The organism is Polaribacter sp. SA4-10 (assembly GCF_002163835.1).
GTDB lineage: Bacteria > Bacteroidota > Bacteroidia > Flavobacteriales > Flavobacteriaceae > Polaribacter.
This window is the reverse complement of sequence record NZ_CP019331.1, coordinates 3,382,082-3,401,971: the sequence shown is the minus strand read 5'-3', so window position 1 is coordinate 3,401,971 and position 19,890 is coordinate 3,382,082. Positions and strand designations below refer to the sequence as shown.

The window sequence follows — 19,890 nt, the reverse complement described above, 5'->3', positions numbered from 1 at the left end:
TTTTTGCAAAAGGCAACAAACCATCCCAACTTGTAGGAATACAATCTAAACATCTAAAAGAGTTGATGAATAAAGGTTATTCATACCATAGAAAAAATTGAATAAAACACCAAAACCCCTTTAAAAGTGGTACGAACGCTTTGCCAATAAACGATCTAAGTAGAGGGATTGAAATAGATATACGTCAGTTAATTGATGACAAAGATATTTCTAAACCGTACATTTTCAAAAATGATATTGTAATGTGATTTTATTTTTGTAGAAAAAAACTAGATCAACTATCCCCGATAAAGTAACACGAGGATGTTGATTTTAATATATAAAGACTTCTTTTTATGATAATATCATATCAGTACTTTCAAAAATTTTATCAGCAGACCCTGCAATAAAACCAGAATATAAGTCTCCATTATTCATTGGATGACGGAATGCAAATTCATAATAACAAGAAGTAATTTCTTTTGTTACTTCTAAAAATTCAACCGAAATTTTATCTGCTAAAATACTAGACTGCTCTAACATTTCTATAGGAGTTCCTTTAATTTCTCCACCAGATGTATTCATCATAAACCCGTTTTCTTTTAAGAATTCGTTTACTTGTTGCAGAGAGTCAAAGTTATCTAACTTATTAACATCTACAGTAAAATGATTTGCACAGAATCCATTTACATACATCCAAGCTGCATACTCAGTTTCTGCCTGTAATTTTTCATACAACTCAAAAGAAGGTTGTTCCCACAAACGTCCTTTAAAAATCAATTCAGAAGAATTTAAATCTTCAAGTGAAATGGCATCAATCATGTTTTTTACAATTGCTTGCAGCTCCTCAGAAAACTCTTTGATTAATAACTGACTTATAAAAACTCTTGGTGCATTTTTATCAGTTGAATGCTCATAATGTTTGGCATATAATTTCTTTTTTTCAAAATGATAATCACCACATTCTACATAACCAGCTTCTAAAAACGGAGTTGCTAAAACTTCAATATTTATGCGTTTATCATCAAAAGTTCTAATAGCTACATGATCATTAAAAACCTCATTTCCTTCGTTTATAAATAAGTCCTTAATCTTAAGTGCAGAAGGAGTTCTTTCTGCGTATTCCTTCCAAAGTTTTTCGAATATTTGTACTAATGACATTTATACTTTTTTTTTTGCAAAAATAAACCAATTTAGTTTATTTAGAAGCACATAATAATTGAATTTATTATAAAATAATTCATTTTTAATTAATTAAATCATTATAAACGCTATTAATGTCAATTTGATATTATTTAACACTACACTTGTAGGATGGAAGGTCAAATTGATTATATAGATAAACAGATTTTATTAAAATTACAGTCAGATGCAAGAAAAGCATACTCACAAATCGCCGAAGAATTAAAAATTTCTAATTCCCTAGTACATCAGCGTATTAAAAAATTACATGAAGCAGGTATTATCATGGATGCCAAATTTATTTTTGATGAAAAAAAGCTCGGTTACAAAACTAAATCTTACTCAGGAATTAGACTTCGTGAAGCTCGTTTTGCGAAATCTGTTATGGAAGAGCTTACAAAAATAGAAGAAATTGTTGAGTGTAATTATGTTTCTGGTAATTATGCCATCTTTATATTAATCTTCGCAAAAGACAATGAACATCTTCGTGAAGTTTTATACGAGCAAGTCCACTTAATAAATGGAGTTGCCGGCACAGACAGTTTTCTTTGTTTTGATAGTGGCTTTAAAAGAAATATTCCGTTTAAATAACTAATAACGATAAAAATTAGATTGCAAAATACGCCAGTAGACAAAGCTTTAGAAAAATTTACTTGATCAAGTAAAAAAATGCTCAAAAATTATAAATACAAACTTTTTAAGTTTGAACTTATAATTTTAAATAGAGGAAAACTAAAACTGAGAAAAAGGAACTGTTTTTATAAAAAAAATACATAAAAATTAAAAAAAGCACCATTCTAAACGGATAAACAACAGAACTCATAAAACTTAAGATTACAGTCTTGATTAGCTAGTTTTCAAAATAATTATTAAGATATTTGTAGTTAGAAAGACGTCCATATTCAATTGTAAATAATGATCGATAATGCTACTTTAAAAATCTTAAACGATTCACTTTCTGGTGATGTCCTTTTTGATAATTTACACAAAACAATTTATGCAACAGATGCTTCTGTTTACAGAAAAACACCTTTGGCTGTTGCGTATCCAAAAGACGTAAAAGATATACAAGCATTAATTGCTTTTGCAAACAAGAATAGTACAACATTAATACCTAGAACTGCAGGAACTTCTTTGGCAGGACAATGTGTTGGAGATGGCATTGTAGTTGATGTTTCTAAACATTTTACAAATATTGTTTCTTTTGATGAGCAAGAAAAAATAATTACATTAGAAGCTGGAATTATTAGAGACGAATTAAATTTATTCCTAAAACCTTTTGGATTATTTTTTGGTCCAAACACCTCAACTTCTAATCGATGTATGATTGGAGGAATGGTTGGTAATAATTCTTCAGGAAGTACATCAATCAGGTATGGAGTTACCAGAGATAAAGTGTTAAGTATAGATACTATTTTAAGTGATGGAACACTGGCTACGTTTAAAGAAATTTCATCAGAAGAATTCAAACAAAAAGCAAGAGAAAACACTTTAGAAGGAAAAATTTATAAAACTATTTTTGATGAACTTTCTTCAGAAGCTGCACAAAAAGAGATTATAGATCAATTTCCAAAAGCAACAATTCATAGAAGAAATACAGGCTATGCTGTAGATGAATTTTTGACTTCAGATTTGTTTGGCGGAACAGCACCAACAATTAATGTTGCAAAATTTCTTTCTGGAAGTGAGGGAACATTAGCTTTTTCTACAAATATCACCCTACAATTAGATCCTTTACCTCCACAGAAAAGTATTATGGTTTGTTCTCATTTTACAAGTATAAATGAGAGTTTAAAAGCTACTGTTACAACAATGAATCACAATTTATATAATTGTGAATTGATGGATAAAACCATTTTAGATTGTACAAAAAATAACAGAGAAATTGCTAAAAACAGGTTCTTCTTAAAAGGAGATCCTGAAGCTGTGTTAATGTTAGAAGTTTCTGCAAATACTATTGAAGAAGCAGAAGTTTTGGCAGATAATTTAATTGCAGATTTAGAAAAAAATAATTTCGGGTATCATCACCCTAAAGTTTATGGAGATGACATTCCAAAAGTGCATTATTTAAGAAAAGCAGGTTTAGGTTTGTTAGGAAATATGATTGGTGATAAAAAAGCTGTTGCTTGTATAGAAGATACTGCAGTTGCTCTAGAAGATCTACCTAGTTATATTGAAGAGTTTACCAAAATAATGGATAAACATCAGCAAAGCGCTGTGTATTATGCACATGCTGGAGCTGGAGAATTACATTTACGTCCTATTTTAAATTTAAAGAAAAAGGAAGACGTAGTTTTATTTAGAAAAATTACCACAGAAACTGCAGAACTGGTTAAAAAGTACAAAGGTTCTTTTAGTGGAGAACATGGAGATGGAATTGTACGTGCAGAATTTATTCCTTTAATGATTGGTGAACAAAACTATCAACTATTAAGAAGAATTAAAAAAGCTTTTGATCCAAATAACGTTTTTAACAAAGGAAAAATTACGGATGCTTTTCCTATGGATAAAAGTCTTCGATATGAGGTTGACAGAAAAGAACCAATAATTAAAACAATTCAAGATTTTTCTGATAGTGAAGGTATTTTAAAATTGGCTGAAAAATGCAACGGTTCTGGAGATTGTAGAAAACCGGCTTCTGCTGGCGGAACCATGTGCCCAAGTTATAGAGCTACAAAAAACGAAAAAGATACTACACGAGCAAGAGCCAATATGTTGCGTGATGTTTTAACAAATAATGAAGCTAAAAATAAGTTTGATTCTAAAGAATTAAAAGAAGTTTTAGATTTATGTTTAAGTTGTAAAGCGTGTGCTTCAGAATGTCCCAGTAATGTAGATGTTGCTGCTTTAAAAGCAGAATTTTTATATCAATATCAAGAAACAAATGGGTATTCTTTTAGAAGTACATTATTTGCTAATAACGCTAAATACAATAAATTAGGAAGTATATTTCCATCAATAACAAACTTCTTTACAAATACCACATTAGCAAAAAAAGTAATGGGAGTTGCAGTTGAGAGAAAAGTACCTAAATTAGCAAAACAAACTTTAGATAGTTGGCTTAAAAAGCATCAACCAAAATCTTCTAAAAAAGCTATTTACTTGTTTAATGATGAATTTACGAATTTTTACGACACAGAAATTGGAAAAGATGCAGTAGTTTTATTAGAAAAACTAGGTTATGAAGTAAAAAATATTGCGCATGATGAAAGCGGAAGAAGCCATATTTCTAAAGGGTTTTTAAAAGAAGCGAAAGCAATTTGTAATAATAATATTACTATTTTTAAAGATATTATTACTGATAAAACTCCGTTAGTAGGAATTGAACCATCAGCTATTTTAACTTTTAGAGATGAATATTTAAGACTTGCTGATGATAAATTATCTGCAGAAAAAATTGCAAAAAATGCTTTTACTTTTGAAGAGTTTCTGGCAAAAGAATTAGAAAATGAAAAAATTGATACAACCCTTTTTACAACAAAATCTAAAACTTTAAAAATTCATGGGCATTGCCATCAAAAAGCATTGTCTGGTACTTATTCAAGTTTTCAAATGTTAAACATTCCTAAGAACTATAATGTCTCAATTATGAATACTGGTTGTTGTGGAATGGCTGGTTCTTTTGGTTATGAAAAAGAACATTATGAAGTTAGTATGCAGGTTGGTGAAGATACTTTATTTCCTAAAGTTAGAAATTGTAGTGAAGACACAGAAATTGCTGCGGCAGGAACAAGTTGTAGGCATCAAATTTTTGACGGGACAAAACGAATTGCAAAGCACCCTATTACTATTTTAAAAGAAGCATTAATTTAATGCATCTCTGTAAATATATTTTATAAAAAAAAAGTATCGCTTTTTAAAAAGCGATACTTTAATATCTTATTAAATAAAATATATTTTTTTTATTTCTCTATTACTCCTTCTTCCGTTAACAACGCAAAAAACTTATTTAAATTCGGTAATAAAATAATTTTAGTTCTTCTATTTTTTGCTCTATTTTCATTACTTGTGTTTGGTAATAAAGGCATCGTATCTCCCCTACCTGAAGCAATTAATCTACTTCCTTCAATATCAAATTTATTTTGAAGTAGTCTAACGATAGAAGTCGATCTTTTTACACTTAAATCCCAATTATCATTTACACTTTCGTTTTTGATAGTCTTAGAATCTGCATGACCTTCAATCATAACATCTATGCTAGGTTCAGATTGTATGATAACTGCCAATTTAGCAAGCAACTTTAAAGCACTCTTTTTAACTTGATAACTACCTGAATTAAATAGTAATTTATCTGAAATAGAAATCATAACTACAGTTTCTTCGATATTAATATCTATATCTTCAGAGTTATTAAACTCAGATTTATCCAACGTTTTTGTTACTAAAGAGTAAGAAACTGCTAAATCTAAAGAATCTTTTAATGTCTTTGCAGTAGCAAGTTTTTTAGGATCAATTTTTGACAATATTTTATTCATTAAGCTTCTTGTTTCTTTAGAAACTACAGCCTTACCTTCTACCATGTCTAACTTTAAAGCATTTTCTCTTTTTAAAGTAACATTATCACTTTCTAAAGTAACATTATCTCCTTTTAAAGAATTTATCTTTTTATTATAAATTTCAACTCTTTTCTCAATTTTATCAAACTTTAATTCCAATTTCTGAAAATTCCCTGTAACATCTGTATGCCTTGTTTCTAGCTCTACATACTTTTTTTTAGACACACAAGATGATGTCATCAAGATAATAATTGATAATGGTAATAGTAAATTCTTCATTTCTTTGTTTTTATTGGCCTCAATATTACGCATTTAATATATTTAATCCAGTAAAATAAATAAGAAAAAATTATACTTACTTAAATTTAAATTTATTCCATCAAAAATAATTTTACTAAATTTTTCTATATAGGTCTTAGCATCAGTAATATTAGGATTCGGAGTTTTTAACAAACAATCAATCTTTTTATCATTTACAAGTTTTACCTTTATGACGTTGAGACTGTATTGTTTAAAAGACTTGTATTGAAGAGACAAAAACTCCTTTACAAATGACAGGAACTTTAGTCCGTATTACTTTTGTAGTAGGTTTTACATCAGACATTTTATATAATTATTTATCGGTTATATGTTAGGCAAAAACCCTACAATTATAGAATATCAACATTTACAATCATTCCTATTGTTAGTTTATTAGCTACTTTAGGGTTTAGAAAAAGTATATCAAAATTATGAGTAAAAAGGCAAAAGACATAGCAGATGAAAATCGCTATAAAAAGATAAATTACAAAAGAAAAGGTAATAGTGGGTTACTATTACCTGAAATTTTAGATAGTATGAAAGCAACTGAAAACAAGGATTTTTCTACTGAACAACTAGAAAGTATACATACTATTTTAAAGTAAGAACAGTAAAAATCTGAAGTAAATTAAGAACTATGTGACGTCCTAATATTGTATTAAGTGTAGTAATATATTAGGGCGTCACATGATTCTAACTTCTTCCTAATTTACGTAAAGCTACCCATTGTTTCATTTTTTCTCTTGAATCACAAGCTGGATAACCAACTACAGTTTGTCCTGCTGCAACATCACTAATAACACCAGATCCTGCACCAACTATTGCGCCAGAATGAATTGTTGTATGGTCTTTTATTGAAGCACTTCCTCCAATAATAACTCCATCTCCTAAGGTAACTGAACCCGCCAACCCACTATTTCCTGCCATAATACAACATTTACCTAAAACAGAATTATGACCTATTTGAACTAAATTATCTATTTTACAACCATCACCTAAAATGGTAGAACTGAATTTACCTCTATCTATACAGGAATTTGCACCAACTTCTACTCCGTTGCCAATTACAACATTGCCAATATGTTTTATTTTAACTAACCCTCTTCCATCATCACTTGGTCTATAACCAAAACCATCTGCACCAATACTAACATTCGTATGAAAAATGCAATAGCTTCCTATTTCAGTACGCTCTCTAATTACAGTTCCAGACCAAACTGTTGTATTATTTCCAATAGATGTTTCATCAAAAACAGTAACATTTGGGTATAATATTACATTATCTCCTAAAACAACATCTTTTCCTACAAAGCAATTAGCACCAACCTTACAATTACGTCCTAATTTTACGGTCTTATCAATTACAGCTGTTGGATGAATATCAACTTCAAAATGAGGAGGATCTGGTTCAAAAGCTTCTAATAAACTTGCCATTGCTAAATCAGGATTTTTTACTTTTATAAATGCTTTTCCATCTCCTGGTGCTATTTTTATGCTGTCATAAACTACTGCAATACTAGCATTTGACTTTTCCCACAACTTTACATATTTAGCACCTCCAATAAAAGTAACATTCCCTTCTTTCGCTTTTTCAATTTGTTCTGGCGCATGTATTTTCTGTTTACAATTCCCTACTAATTCTCCTTTAACAAGTGAGGCAATTTCTTCAACAGTGAATAGTTTCATAGATAATTTTTTATATTTTGTTAAAAATAGTGTTTTTATTTAATCTAAAAAAAACCCACAAAAGTAGGTTTTTAAAATTATTATTATTTCTTACTGTCCTCTCATTCCACCAGGACTTTGTCTAGAACCTTGTTTCTGATTATTTAGATGCAACTATTCTAAAAAACTCATCCTATTTTGTGGGTTTTTTATACCTATTGACTACAATTTTGCAGCCAACCTTGCTCCTTGATTAATCGCTCTTTTTGCATCTAATTCTGATGCAAAATCTGCACCACCAATTACATGTACGTTTTTACCCGCATCTAATAATGGTTGATATAATTCTTTAAAAGGAGTTTGACCAGCACAAATAACGATCGTATCAACTTCTAATAATCTAGACTCTCCATTTTGTGTATAATGCAACCCTTTATCATCAATTTTTGTATATTGAACTTCATTGATAAACTGAACATTTTTCTTCTTTAAAGAAGAACGATGAATCCAACCTGTAGTTTTCCCTAAGTTACTTCCAAATTTCCCTTTACTTCTTTTAAACATAAACACTTGTCTTGGAGATGGATGAACTTCTGCTTTTACACCCTCTGTTCCACTTCTAGCTTCCAAAGACTTATCAATTCCCCACTCTTTTAACCAAGCATCAATATTTAGGGAGGTAGATTCTCCTTCATGAACTAAATATTCTGAAACATCAAAACCAATTCCTCCAGCTCCAATTACTGCAACTCTTTTACCTACTGGTTTTTTAAATTTTAAAACATCAATATAACTCAACACTTTATCATTTTCAATTCCTTCTATTTTTAATTCTCTAGGTTTTATACCTGTTGCTATAACAATTTCATCAAAATCTGATTTTAACAAATCTTCTGTAGAAACTCTAGTATTTAATTTTACAGTTACATGGTGCAATACTATTTGCTTATTAAAATATCTAATTGTTTCATAAAATTCTTCTTTACCGGGTATTTGCTTCGCGATATTAAACTGCCCTCCAACTTCTTTATCCGCATCAAACAAAGTAACTTCATGACCTCTTTGTGCTGCAATAGTTGAAGCTGCTAAACCTGCAGGACCCGACCCAATAACCGCAATTTTCTTCTTATTTGATGTTGGTAAATAATTTAATTCTGTTTCATGACAAGCTCTTGGGTTTACCAAACAGCTTGCTACTTTTTGTTCAAAAACATGATCTAAACACGCTTGATTACAACCAATACATGTATTTATTTCATCAGATTTATTTTGTGCTGCTTTGTTTACCCATTCTGAATCTGCTAAAAAAGGACGTGCCATAGAAATAATATCTGCATCGCCATCTGCCAAAACTTTTTCTGCAGTTTCTGGCATATTTATTCTATTAGAAGTAATTAAAGGAATCTTAATTTCTTCTTTCATCTTCTTTGTGACCCAAGTAAATGCAGCTCTAGGAACTGAAGTTGAAATTGTTGGTATTCTTGCTTCATGCCAACCAATACCAGTATTAATAATTGTTGCACCCGCTTTTTCTATTTCTTTTGCTAGCTGAACAACTTCTTGCCAAGTACTTCCATTTTCTACTAAATCTAACATTGATAAACGGTAGATAATAATAAATTCCTTTCCAACAACTTCTCTCGTTTGTTTTACCAATTCTATTGGCAAACGCATTCTGTTTTCATAATCTCCTCCCCAAGAATCTGTTCTTTTATTGGTTCTCTTTGCTATAAATTGATTAATTAAGTAGCCTTCTGACCCCATAATTTCGACACCATCATAACCTGCAACTTTAGATAATTTTGCACAGTTTACAAAATCTTTAATTGTACGTTTAATACCAGATTCTTTTAATTTAAATGGTTTAAATGGTGTTATTGGAGATTTTATTGCTGAAGGTGCAACATTAAAAGGATGATACCCATACCGACCAGCATGTAAAATTTGCATACAAATTTTACCTCCTTCTTTATGTACAGCTTCTGTTATTTTTTTATGGTGTTTTGCGTGCTTATTTGTAGACATTCTTGCAGAAAAAGGCGCTGTCCAACCTTGAACATTTGGTGAAATTCCTCCGGTAACAATTAAACCTACTCCTCCTCTTGCTCTTTCTGCATAATAAGTTGCTATTCTATCTATTCCATCTTTTTCTTCTTCTAAACCCGTATGCATAGAACCCATTAAAATTCTATTTTTTAAGGTTGTAAAACCTAAATCTAATGGCTCAAAAATATGTTTGTATTTCATAGTGTATCCAGTTATTTGCTATGCACGCATAACATAATGCAAGATATGGATTTATTGAATAGAAAAAGCCTCAAAAAAATGATTTTTTTGAGGCTTTAACATACTTTTTATAAAAATTTACATAGGAACTTCTATTAATAAAAGTTGTGACTCTGATGTTGTTTTTATTTCAAAACGATCAGTATCATAAATACCCACAGCATCTCTAGGTAGTAATTTTGTTGTATCTATTTCAAAATCGCCAAAAATATTCAGTACATAAACTCCATGATTTTTAGATTTTAATTGATAATTAAATGTTTCATTTTCATCTAAATCAATTCTAGAAATCTGCGCATCTTGATGAATTTTCAAACTATTCTCATCATCAGAATTAAAAGAACTTACCAATACTTGTAATTTATTTTTTCTTTCATTTTGATTAAATTCTTTTTGATCATATCTTGGTGCTAATCCATTTTTTTCTGGGATGATCCAGATTTGAAATAAACTCAAATGTTCTTTTGCAGAACCATTGATTTCTGAATGTTGAACTCCAGTTCCTGCAGACATTACTTGAACTTCTCCTGGTAAAACAGGGATCCAATCATTTGCCATATTATCTTTATGTTTTAAAACACCAGATAATGGAATTGTTATAATTTCCATATCATTGTGTGGATGCTTTCCAAACCCCATACTTGGCGCAATTAAATCATCATTTAAAACTCTTAACGCTCCAAACTGTGTTCTATTTGGATCATAAAAATTAGCAAAACTAAATGAATGATTTGCTTGTAACCAACCATGATTTGCATTTCCTCTTGTTACTGCTGTATGAATTATTTTTTTCATTTTCTATCTAATTTTATCTAATAAATCGCTTAAAATAATTGCCTCTTCATCTGTTAAATTATCTAAAAAAGGCAAATTCCTATTATCATCAATAGTTGTTAATAATTCTAATCCAGATTTAGTAATTTTCACATATACTACTCTTCTATCATGTTCACAACGTTCTCTTTCAATAAAACGTTTATCACATAATTTATCCATTAAACGTGTAGCATTAGGAGCACGTTCAATCATTCTATCTTTTACAATCTGAACTTTAATTTTATCTTTTGCACCTCGTAAAATCCTTAAAATATTATATTGCTGTGGAGAAATACCATACGGTTTAAAAAAGTCGTTTTCTTTACTGCTTAACCAATTAGAGGTATATTTTATATTGATTAACGCTTTTACTTTATTACTTACAAACTTAGAGTTGATGTCTTTAGAAATATCTCCCATTTATTTAGTATTTATTACAATTACTTCTCTACTACGCTAGAAGATGCCGCACTTATGCTCTTAATTTTAAATCTTGCATTATTTTATTAAACTCTTCTGTTGTTGGTGTTAAATACACCTCATCATTTACAAATAACGTAGGAAACTTTACAACACCATTGTATAATTCTTTGCTATGTTCTCTAGCTGCAACATCTTTAGAAACGTCTTTATAAACATAAGGAACATCTGTTGAATTTAAAAAATTTTTAAAAGCAACGGTATATGCATGTCCTTGTTTTCCGTATAAAGTTATTTTCATTTTTATTATTTTATAAATTGTTCAAACTTTTTAACTTCTTTTTTTAACAAAATTGATAGCTCTTCATTTACAATTTTACCTTCTTTAAAATTATCGTAAAAACTAGGAAAAGAAAAACGAACCAATTCTTTTGCGCCCATTCTTGAAAACTTCTCAACTCCGGCATCTAAAACAGATTTACCACCTCTTCCTCCTGGAGAAGTTGCCATTAACAACAATGGTTTGTTTCTAAAAACATTCGCTTCAATTCTTGAACTCCAATCAAAAATATTTTTAAAAGCTGCTGCATAAGAACCATTGTGTTCTGCTAAAGAAAGTATAAAACCATCATAGTTATCTAATAAAGATGTAAACTTTTTTGCGTCTTCTGAAAAACCTACTTTTTCTTCATCTTCACTATAAATAGGCATTTTAAAGTCTCTTAAATCAATTACATCAAAAGAAGTATGCTCTAAATTTTCTGCAGCAAAAGTTGCTAATTTTTTATTGATTGATGTTGAGCTTGTGCTTCCTGCAAATGCTAATATTTTTTTCATATTTATCTATTTTTTAATTTTAAAAGTTAACAACAAGATTCCAACTGAAAACTGCAAACTTTTTACTGAATACTGCTAACTATAGTTGTTTCTCCTTTTACCATTTTGGCTACAGGACATTTTCCTGCTATTACCAACAATCTTTTTCTTTGATCTTCTGTAATTTCATTTTCAAAAGAAATATCTTCTTCCAACCATTTTTTTATTCCATCAGAAGTTACTTCTTCTTTTTGAGAAACATTTACCGTTATTTTACCAACATCCCAACCTTTTCTTTCTGCATACATTCTTAATGTAATTGAAACACAACCTCCTACTGCTGTTAATAAATACTCAACTGGAGTTGGACCGTTGTCACCTCCTCCTGAAGCAACGGGTTCATCAATAGTTAAAAAATGATTTCTTGTTTTTGCTTCTGCTAAATAGTTTTTATTTGTTAAAACTACTTGTGATTGTTTCGTTTTAGACATTTGTAATTTTTTTGCTAGTAAAATATGAAGTAATTAGAAAAATCATTGCTAATATTGCTCCCATTTGTTCTCCATCTCCAATCATTACATGAGCAAAAAAGGCAAAGGTAAATGCAAAGAAAAAACCTGCATATGCCCATTCTTTAAGAATTTTATTACCAATAAACCAAATTGCAACTACTCCTAATAATTTTGCGATTGCATAAGGATAAATAATATATGTTGGATACCCAAAATTGTTAAACATACTTGCTACTTCTTCATGATTAAAGAAATACATCCCTGCAGAAAAAAGCATTAATAAAGTTAATAACCCTGTAGATGCGTAGTATAAAGTTTTAGTTTTTTTCATGTTGAATAAATTTTAAATTCATGACAAAGTTATGAAATTAAAAACTATTTACCAAGGAAAATAAATCCAAGGAAGTATTTTGATTTGTTTTTAAAAACAACACTTAATAGAAACATAAAAAAATAGCTTTTGTGTTCTCTAAAAAGTTAGCAAACAGGTTTAGCCACGATTGAAATGACATCCTTTTTTTTATTGAACTTATTATAGTGTCTTTTGCTAATATGCTATTCGTTTTAATAGAAGAGATGCTGAACTAAATGCAGCATAAAAAAGATATAGTGGAAAGCGTGAAATAGCGTCTAAAATGATTTGACTGTTCTCTACAATAGGAAGTTCTTTTTCGAAATAAACATTAGCGAATTCACTAATTCTCTATGCTTCATTTGTCATTACTCCGAAAACAGGAATGACCGTGATTTTATTCTACTAACTTATGTATTTGAGCATATTGCAACAAAACAATGGTTCTTGTATCTATAATTTCTCCGTTTTCTAACATTCTAATTGCTTCTGTAAACGGAATTTCTAATACTTCTATATCTTCAGTTTCACTTGCTAAACCTCCACCTTCAGAAACTTTCATATCATCTGTATATTCACCAACAAAAAAGTGCATTTTCTCAGTTAAAACACCTGGAGATGAATATCCTTCATAGACTTTTTTTACCGTTTTAAGTTGAATACCTGTTTCTTCTAAAGTTTCTCTTATAATACATTGCTCAGGATTATCTGTATCTAATAAACCCGCTGCAATTTCAATTAAAAATCCATCTTTATTATCGTGTAAATACGTTGGCATTCTAAATTGTTTAATTAGAATAACTGTCTTTTTAGTGCTATTATATAACAAAATTCCAGCTCCATGACCACGTTCATAAACTTCTCTCATTTGATTTACCCAACTTCCATCTGGCATTTGATAATCAAAATTCAACTTATTAAGGGTATAATAATTATTAGACAGTAACGTCTTTTTAATATTCTTTATTCTATTATTGCTCATTATCAAATGTATTTTTTGCTTCTGAATCTATATTTAATTGATTTACTCTTACAGCTACTTTTTTAGTGTTTTCATCAGCATTTAGTTTCGAGTAAATTAAAATCATCAGACATCATTTTTTTGTATTTTTTTTTTAAAAAGTTGACCAATTTTTGAGACAAGCAATTTCGTTAAAAATCTTGAAATAAAACAACATTAACTTTAAATATATGTAGCTATTAAACCTTATTTGTTAAAAGAAGTCTACTGTTTTTTTATATTTTTCATGAATTTCTTACTATTTTTAACAAAATAATTCTGTTTTTGAAATACGCCATGTTAAAATCTAAATTATCAGTCTTACTTATTACTATAAGTAGTTTAATATGTGTTAACAATGTTCAAGCTCAATTAAGTAAAAAGCATTTTATACCACCTTTAACATATGCAGAAAATGGTAACGCGAATCCTGAAAATCAATATTTTTATATTTCTACACCAAGTAACAAAAGTGTTAGCTATACAATTAAACAAATAGGTTTAACTGGTGGCGATATTACAGGCTTTGTTTCTAGTACTTCACCTGAAGAAATTTTTATTGGAAATGGTGATAGTCAGCTTTTTGTAGATTCTAGACAAACAAGTGTTGTTCATACTAATAAAGGGTATATTATTGAAGCTGATGATGCTATTTATGTTTCTATACGTGTTTTAGCTGGCGGTGGAGCGCAAGCTGGAGCTTTAGTAAGTAAAGGGGCATCTGCTTTAGGCACAACATTTAGAGCAGGAATGTTTACAAATGAAAACCCGCAAGACAATTACCTGAACTTTATATCTGTAATGGCTACAGAAAATAATACCCTCGTAAATTTTGAAGATTTACCTACAGGAATTTTAATAAAGAATTATTCTGGAACTTTACCAATTTCAAATATCCTTCTAAATGAAGGTGAAAGTTATGTTGTTGCTACAAATGCAGCTGAGAATATAGTAAATAGAGACGGATTAATTGGTACTTTAATCACTTCAAATAAAGATATTGTTACAAATGTAGGTTCTGCTAATGGAAGTTTTCATAGTGGTGGAGGAAGAGATTATGGAATCGATCAAATTGTAGGTATTGATAAAGTAACTGTAATAAACAAGGCTGGGGCTGAATATATTTTTGTAAAAGGTGATGGTTCTAATGGTTGGGAAAACGTTTTAATTGTTGCACATAAAAACAATACCACAATAAATATTAATGGAAACGGCGTAATTGCAACTATAGATAAAGGAGAATATCATTTAATTGAAGGGAATGAATACAATGCAAATGGAAATCTCTATGTAGAAACTTCTAAGCCCGTTTTTGCATATCAAGGAATTGGAGCAAATACAAGTGAAGCAAATCAAGGTTTATTTTTTGTTCCTCCTTTAAGTTGTGAAAACAGAGGGAAAGTAGATAATATACCTACTATAGAAAACATTGGAAATGTTGAATTTACAGGAGGTATTACAATTGTAACAAACAAAGGCGCTACAGTAAATATTAATTCTCAACCAATATCAAATTTCACCACTTCAGGCCCTTTTAATGTTGATGGAAATACAGAATATGTAACCTATAAAGTAACTAATTTAACTGGTGATATTTCTATTGAAAGTAGTGACGAATTATATTGCGCGTACTTTAATCAAAATGGTGCAGCAAGTTCTGGTAGTTTTTATTCAGGATTCCCTTCATCTCCTGAAATTAATTTTGACGCAACAGTTTCTACATTAGGAAATTGTATTCCAAACTTAACTTTAGAAGCTGCAAATACAGAACTTTTTGATGAATTTGAATGGTTTTTTGATGATGAAACTGGTGGTGGTTTTATTTCCACTGGAAATACAAACTCAACTTTTACTCCTACAAACCCAGGAAAATATCAACTTGTTGGAAAAATAATATGTTCTGGAACTACTTTTAAATCGACAGAAGTTCCTGTAAGTATTTGTCCTGATGATTATGATGGAGATACAATTATTGATAATTTAGATAGTGATATTGATAATGATGGAATTCTAAATTGTGATGAGTCAATTGGAAATGCTACTTTAAATATTGCAAATATTAATAATCCTAGTATCGTTTTTCAAGATAGCTCAACAAACAACTCAACAACAAGTATTTATACAGAAAATGAAATTAGCAATACTTTTTCTGGTGATAATACTGGTAATTTTGAATCAGTCATTAATCCTGCAACAGGTACTAAACTAAAGTATGAACTAAAATTTACTCAAAATGTAAATTTTAAATTCACCCAAAATAAAAATGTAGATCATACAATTACAGATGGTGAATATTTCATTATAAAAATTGGTCCAAACAACAAAAATATTACACTTTTAGATACTGATGATCAACTATTAGTAAACACTAGTTTTGACATAGACCAAGAATTTGAAGCTGGTATTACAAGTATTTCAGCAGCAGAAATATGGTTTAAATACAAAGCAAATACTACAGGTGCTGCAAGTACATTTCAGTTTATTGCAAATCAAGTAGATCACATTGATTTTAAACATCAATCTACAGGTATTTCAACAACCTCAACTTTTAATGGAAACATTCAATTAACTTGTTTTTCTTTAAATTCTGATGGAGATGGTATTGAAAATATGTTTGATCTAGACTCAGATAATGATGGAATTCCAGATTTCTATGAATCAGCAATTGATACTGATTCTGATGGAATATTGAACTACCTAGATTTAGATTCTGATAACGATGGTATTTTTGATGCTACAGAAGCTGGTCATAACTTAGATACAGATTTTGATGGTTTGGTAGACAATGCTAATTCTTCGGCAGGTATAAATGGCTTGGCAGATAATTTAGAAACAGTACCCGATGCAAAAGCACTTTCTATAAACTATAAAGTTGCAAATACAGATAATGATAATGATTTCAATTTTGTAGAACCAGATGCAGATGATGATGATTGTAATGATGTTATAGAAGCAGGTTTTACAGATCAAAATAATGATGGGTTTTTAGGAAATTTACCCATTGAAATTGATGAAAATGGAAAAGTAATTAATACGACTGATGGGTATACAAACCCAAATATAAATTACACAACAAGTGCACCTATTCTATTAAACACACCTTTTGAAGATGTTATTTTTTGTGAAGGTACTACAGATAATATTACAATAGATGCTACAGCAGATTCTTTTCAATGGCAAGTTTCTACTGATAGTTCAACGTGGAATAACATCACAGATAATACTACTTATAATGGTACAACTTCAAACACTTTACAAATAACAAATGTGCTATTATCTTATAACAACTATCAGTTCAGAGTCCTTTTAAATAGAATAGGAAACGGCTGTGGCGATACTTCAAATGCTATTACATTAAATGCAAATCCTGCTCCAGTTGTAACAAATGTAGATTTATTGCAATGTGATGATGATTTAGATAGAATCTCTACAGTAAATCTTACTGAAGCAGAAATTAGTATTTCTACTAATAATCAAAATGAAACTTTTGAGTATTTTGAAACAGAAGCAAATGCAATTGCAGGAACACCTGAAGTTAATGATAAACTAAGATACCCTGTAAATCAAAATGGTGAAGCTTGGGCAAGAACAATTTCATCTGAAGGCTGTTATACAATTTCTAAAATAAACTTAGAGGTTGAAGCAGCAGCAGATGTTGATTATAATGAAGAATTCCCTGAGGTTTGCGATGATTTTCTTCAAGAAGACGGTACTAATGGACCTTTAAATAATGATACAGATGGCATTACAAATTTCGATTTTAGTAATGCAAATAATGAAATACTAGCCTTTTTCCCTCTTGCTTTACAACCAGATTTAGAGATTAGTTATTTTGAAACAACAGAAGACAGAACTGCAGTTATCAATAAGATAACAGATATTTCTAACTACAGAAATATTGGTTACCCATCTAATATTACGAGACAAACTATTTATTTTAAAATCACTAATAAAAACAATAACAATTGTAATGGAACTGGTGAACTATCTTTAAAAACAAACTCGGTTCCTATTGCAAATCCTGTATCAGATTTAGAATTATGTGATAATGCAAATGATGGTAATGGAACTAACGGAATTGTACAAAATTTTAATTTAGAAAATCAAACGAATACAATTAGTGCAGATTTTTCTGTAACATATCATGATTCTGCAGCAAATGCAAACTCAGGTAACAATGCACTTACTTCCCCTTATGAAAATACTGTTAAAGATTCTCAAACTATTTATGTAAGAGTTACCAATACGACTACAAATTGTTTTACAGATCACACAACATTTAATTTGGTAGTAAACCCTATACCAATTGCTAATTTTGTTCAAGATTTAGAAATTTGTGATGATAATTCTGATGGTTCTGCAAGAAATGGGTTTTCCCAATCTTTTGATTTAGAATCTCAATCAGATGCTATTTTAGGAACTCAAAACAAAAGCCTATTTACGGTTACTTATCATCGTGATTTAAATGATGCTCAAAATGGGATAAGCCCTTTAGTATCTCCTTTTAGCAACACAAAACCAGATATACAAACCATTTATGTTCGTGTCTATAATTCAAATACAACGTGTGCAAATGGAATTTCACAATTTGATGTTATTGTAAATTCAGAACCTCTTTTTGAACCTATTTCTAATCTTTCTTATTGTGATGATGATTTAGACGATGATGATACAAATGGAATTATTCAAAACATAGATTTAGAGGGGCAAATTCCTAGTATTCTTGGAACAACTCAAGATCCTGATGATTTTAAGGTTACTTTTCATGAAAATCAAGATGATGCAATTTCTGGAAACACACCTCTTTTATCACCTTATACAAATACAAACCCTACAGAAACAATTTTTGTAAGAATTCAAAACAAAGCAACTTCTTGTGTAAATGATGACGCTACTTTTGATGTTATTGTAAATCCACTTCCAAATTTTACAGTTACTACTCCACAAGTAATCTGTTTAAATAATTTACCTTTAAATATTTCTGTAGAAAACCCAAGCGATATTTACACTTATCAATGGAAAGATTTAAGTGGAAATATTATAAGTACAAGTGATAATGTAGACATTACTAATGGAGGAAATTACACAGTTACTGCAACGACCACAAATGGTACAAATTGTACAAAATTAGAAACCATTGTTGTAGACGAATCCAATCCTGCAACTTTAAATGAACGTTTTATTACTATTATTGATGAATCTAATAATATTGGTAGTACTAATACTATTTCTATAAGTATAGCTACAACAAACAACAATTTAGGTCTTGGAGATTATCAATTTGCAGTAAGAAATGATGATAACAATGAAAGAATCCCTTTTATTGGTTTTCAAAAAGCCCCCCTTTTTGAGAACTTAGAAGGTGGAATTTATACCATTATTGTAAATGATAAAAAGGGTTGTTCTCCTGATGCGGAATTACAAATATCTGTAATTCAGTTTCCAAAATTCTTTACGCCAAATGGTGATGGAAAGAATGATACTTGGGTAATTAAAGGAGCTAACAAAACATTTTACCCTAATAGTAGCATTAACATCTTTAATAGGTTTGGAAAGTTGATGGCTCAAGTACCAATTGATAGCCAAGGTTGGAACGGAACTTTTAACGGAAAAACACTTCCTTCTGATGACTATTGGTTTAATATTCAATTAATTCCTGCAGATACTAGTAAATATCCAATACTTAAAAAAGGACATTTCTCTCTTTTGAGAAAATAAATATTACTTTTTTAAATTCTTAAAAGGCTACATAAAGTTAAACCTTTAATAGCATCTAAAAATATCATTCTATCTTTTTTTGACGAGACTCAGAATTATTTTCTTCTGCTAATTTAGATTTTGGGTGTCGTCAACCTCTTTCTTAATTTAAATCTACAGACATCGTTTTTTGTATCTTTTAAAATTGAATACTTTTTAGACAACCTATTTCATTAAAAATTTTAAAATAAAAAAAAATAACACAAAACATATCAAGTTAATAAATCTTATTTGTTACAAGTAATCTTATATTTATTAGAATTACTTTACCTTTTTAGGTCTGTTAAAAAATAAAATTTTTAATTCTTT

General features: G+C 29.6%; 15 protein-coding genes. 4 read left to right on the top strand and 11 right to left on the bottom strand.

What is annotated here, in order from left to right:
- Positions 1–333 precede the first annotated feature (333 nt).
- Positions 334–1,140 (bottom strand): DUF1338 domain-containing protein, encoded by an 807-nt coding sequence (locus BTO04_RS14930; protein ID WP_087565255.1) that lies wholly within the window; start codon positions 1,138–1,140, stop codon positions 334–336.
- A 153-nt stretch (positions 1,141–1,293) separates the two neighbouring features.
- Between BTO04_RS14930 and BTO04_RS14925 the strand changes: the two genes are divergently transcribed.
- Both BTO04_RS14925 and BTO04_RS14920 read left to right on the top strand, forming a co-directional pair.
- Positions 1,294–1,752 (top strand): Lrp/AsnC family transcriptional regulator, encoded by a 459-nt coding sequence (locus tag BTO04_RS14925; RefSeq protein ID WP_087565254.1) that lies wholly within the window; start codon positions 1,294–1,296, stop codon positions 1,750–1,752.
- A 324-nt stretch (positions 1,753–2,076) separates the two neighbouring features.
- Positions 2,077–4,974 (top strand): FAD-binding and (Fe-S)-binding domain-containing protein, encoded by a 2,898-nt coding sequence (locus tag BTO04_RS14920; protein WP_087565253.1) that lies wholly within the window; start codon positions 2,077–2,079, stop codon positions 4,972–4,974.
- Positions 4,975–5,063: 89 nt separating this feature from the next.
- Here BTO04_RS14920 and BTO04_RS14915 read toward each other — a convergent pair whose 3' ends face one another.
- Positions 5,064–5,936 carry an OmpA family protein gene (locus BTO04_RS14915; protein WP_087565441.1) on the bottom strand — a complete coding sequence of 291 codons (873 nt, stop codon included), beginning with the start codon at positions 5,934–5,936 and terminating at the stop codon, positions 5,064–5,066.
- A gap of 452 nt (positions 5,937–6,388) precedes the next feature.
- Here BTO04_RS14915 and BTO04_RS15285 point away from each other — a divergent pair, with 452 nt between their 5' ends.
- On the top strand, positions 6,389–6,562 hold the full coding sequence (locus tag BTO04_RS15285; RefSeq protein WP_157662482.1) for a hypothetical protein: 174 nt from the start codon (positions 6,389–6,391) through the stop codon (positions 6,560–6,562).
- 88 nt (positions 6,563–6,650) lie between these two features.
- Here BTO04_RS15285 and lpxD read toward each other — a convergent pair whose 3' ends face one another.
- From lpxD to BTO04_RS14865, 9 genes are all read right to left on the bottom strand, one after another.
- A complete protein-coding gene (lpxD, locus tag BTO04_RS14905) occupies positions 6,651–7,643 on the bottom strand; it encodes a UDP-3-O-(3-hydroxymyristoyl)glucosamine N-acyltransferase (RefSeq protein ID WP_087565251.1) in 993 nt (330 codons plus the stop codon).
- 201 nt (positions 7,644–7,844) lie between these two features.
- Positions 7,845–9,869, bottom strand: coding sequence for an NADPH-dependent 2,4-dienoyl-CoA reductase (locus tag BTO04_RS14900; protein WP_087565250.1), 2,025 nt, complete (start codon positions 9,867–9,869; stop codon positions 7,845–7,847).
- A 117-nt stretch (positions 9,870–9,986) separates the two neighbouring features.
- The gene (locus BTO04_RS14895; RefSeq protein ID WP_087565249.1) at positions 9,987–10,703 is read right to left on the bottom strand and encodes a pirin family protein; all 717 of its coding nucleotides are present in this window, start codon (positions 10,701–10,703) and stop codon (positions 9,987–9,989) included.
- A gap of 3 nt (positions 10,704–10,706) precedes the next feature.
- Positions 10,707–11,144, bottom strand: coding sequence for a MarR family winged helix-turn-helix transcriptional regulator (locus BTO04_RS14890; protein WP_087565248.1), 438 nt, complete (start codon positions 11,142–11,144; stop codon positions 10,707–10,709).
- Positions 11,145–11,196: 52 nt separating this feature from the next.
- Positions 11,197–11,445: a glutaredoxin gene (locus BTO04_RS14885; RefSeq protein WP_087565247.1), complete on the bottom strand. Its 249-nt coding sequence runs from the start codon at positions 11,443–11,445 to the stop codon at positions 11,197–11,199.
- 5 nt (positions 11,446–11,450) lie between these two features.
- Positions 11,451–11,981 (bottom strand): NADPH-dependent FMN reductase, encoded by a 531-nt coding sequence (locus tag BTO04_RS14880; RefSeq protein WP_087565246.1) that lies wholly within the window; start codon positions 11,979–11,981, stop codon positions 11,451–11,453.
- 62 nt (positions 11,982–12,043) lie between these two features.
- A complete protein-coding gene (locus BTO04_RS14875) occupies positions 12,044–12,451 on the bottom strand; it encodes an OsmC family protein (protein ID WP_087565245.1) in 408 nt (135 codons plus the stop codon).
- On the bottom strand, positions 12,444–12,803 hold the full coding sequence (locus BTO04_RS14870; RefSeq protein WP_087565244.1) for a DoxX family protein: 360 nt from the start codon (positions 12,801–12,803) through the stop codon (positions 12,444–12,446). The genes BTO04_RS14875 and BTO04_RS14870 overlap by 8 nt, the downstream gene beginning before the upstream one ends.
- A 418-nt stretch (positions 12,804–13,221) precedes the next feature.
- Positions 13,222–13,806 carry an NUDIX domain-containing protein gene (locus tag BTO04_RS14865; RefSeq protein WP_087565243.1) on the bottom strand — a complete coding sequence of 195 codons (585 nt, stop codon included), beginning with the start codon at positions 13,804–13,806 and terminating at the stop codon, positions 13,222–13,224.
- Positions 13,807–14,109: 303 nt separating this feature from the next.
- Here BTO04_RS14865 and BTO04_RS14860 point away from each other — a divergent pair, with 303 nt between their 5' ends.
- Positions 14,110–19,542: a T9SS type B sorting domain-containing protein gene (locus BTO04_RS14860; RefSeq protein WP_157662481.1), complete on the top strand. Its 5,433-nt coding sequence runs from the start codon at positions 14,110–14,112 to the stop codon at positions 19,540–19,542.
- The last annotated feature ends 348 nt before the right edge of the window (positions 19,543–19,890 follow it).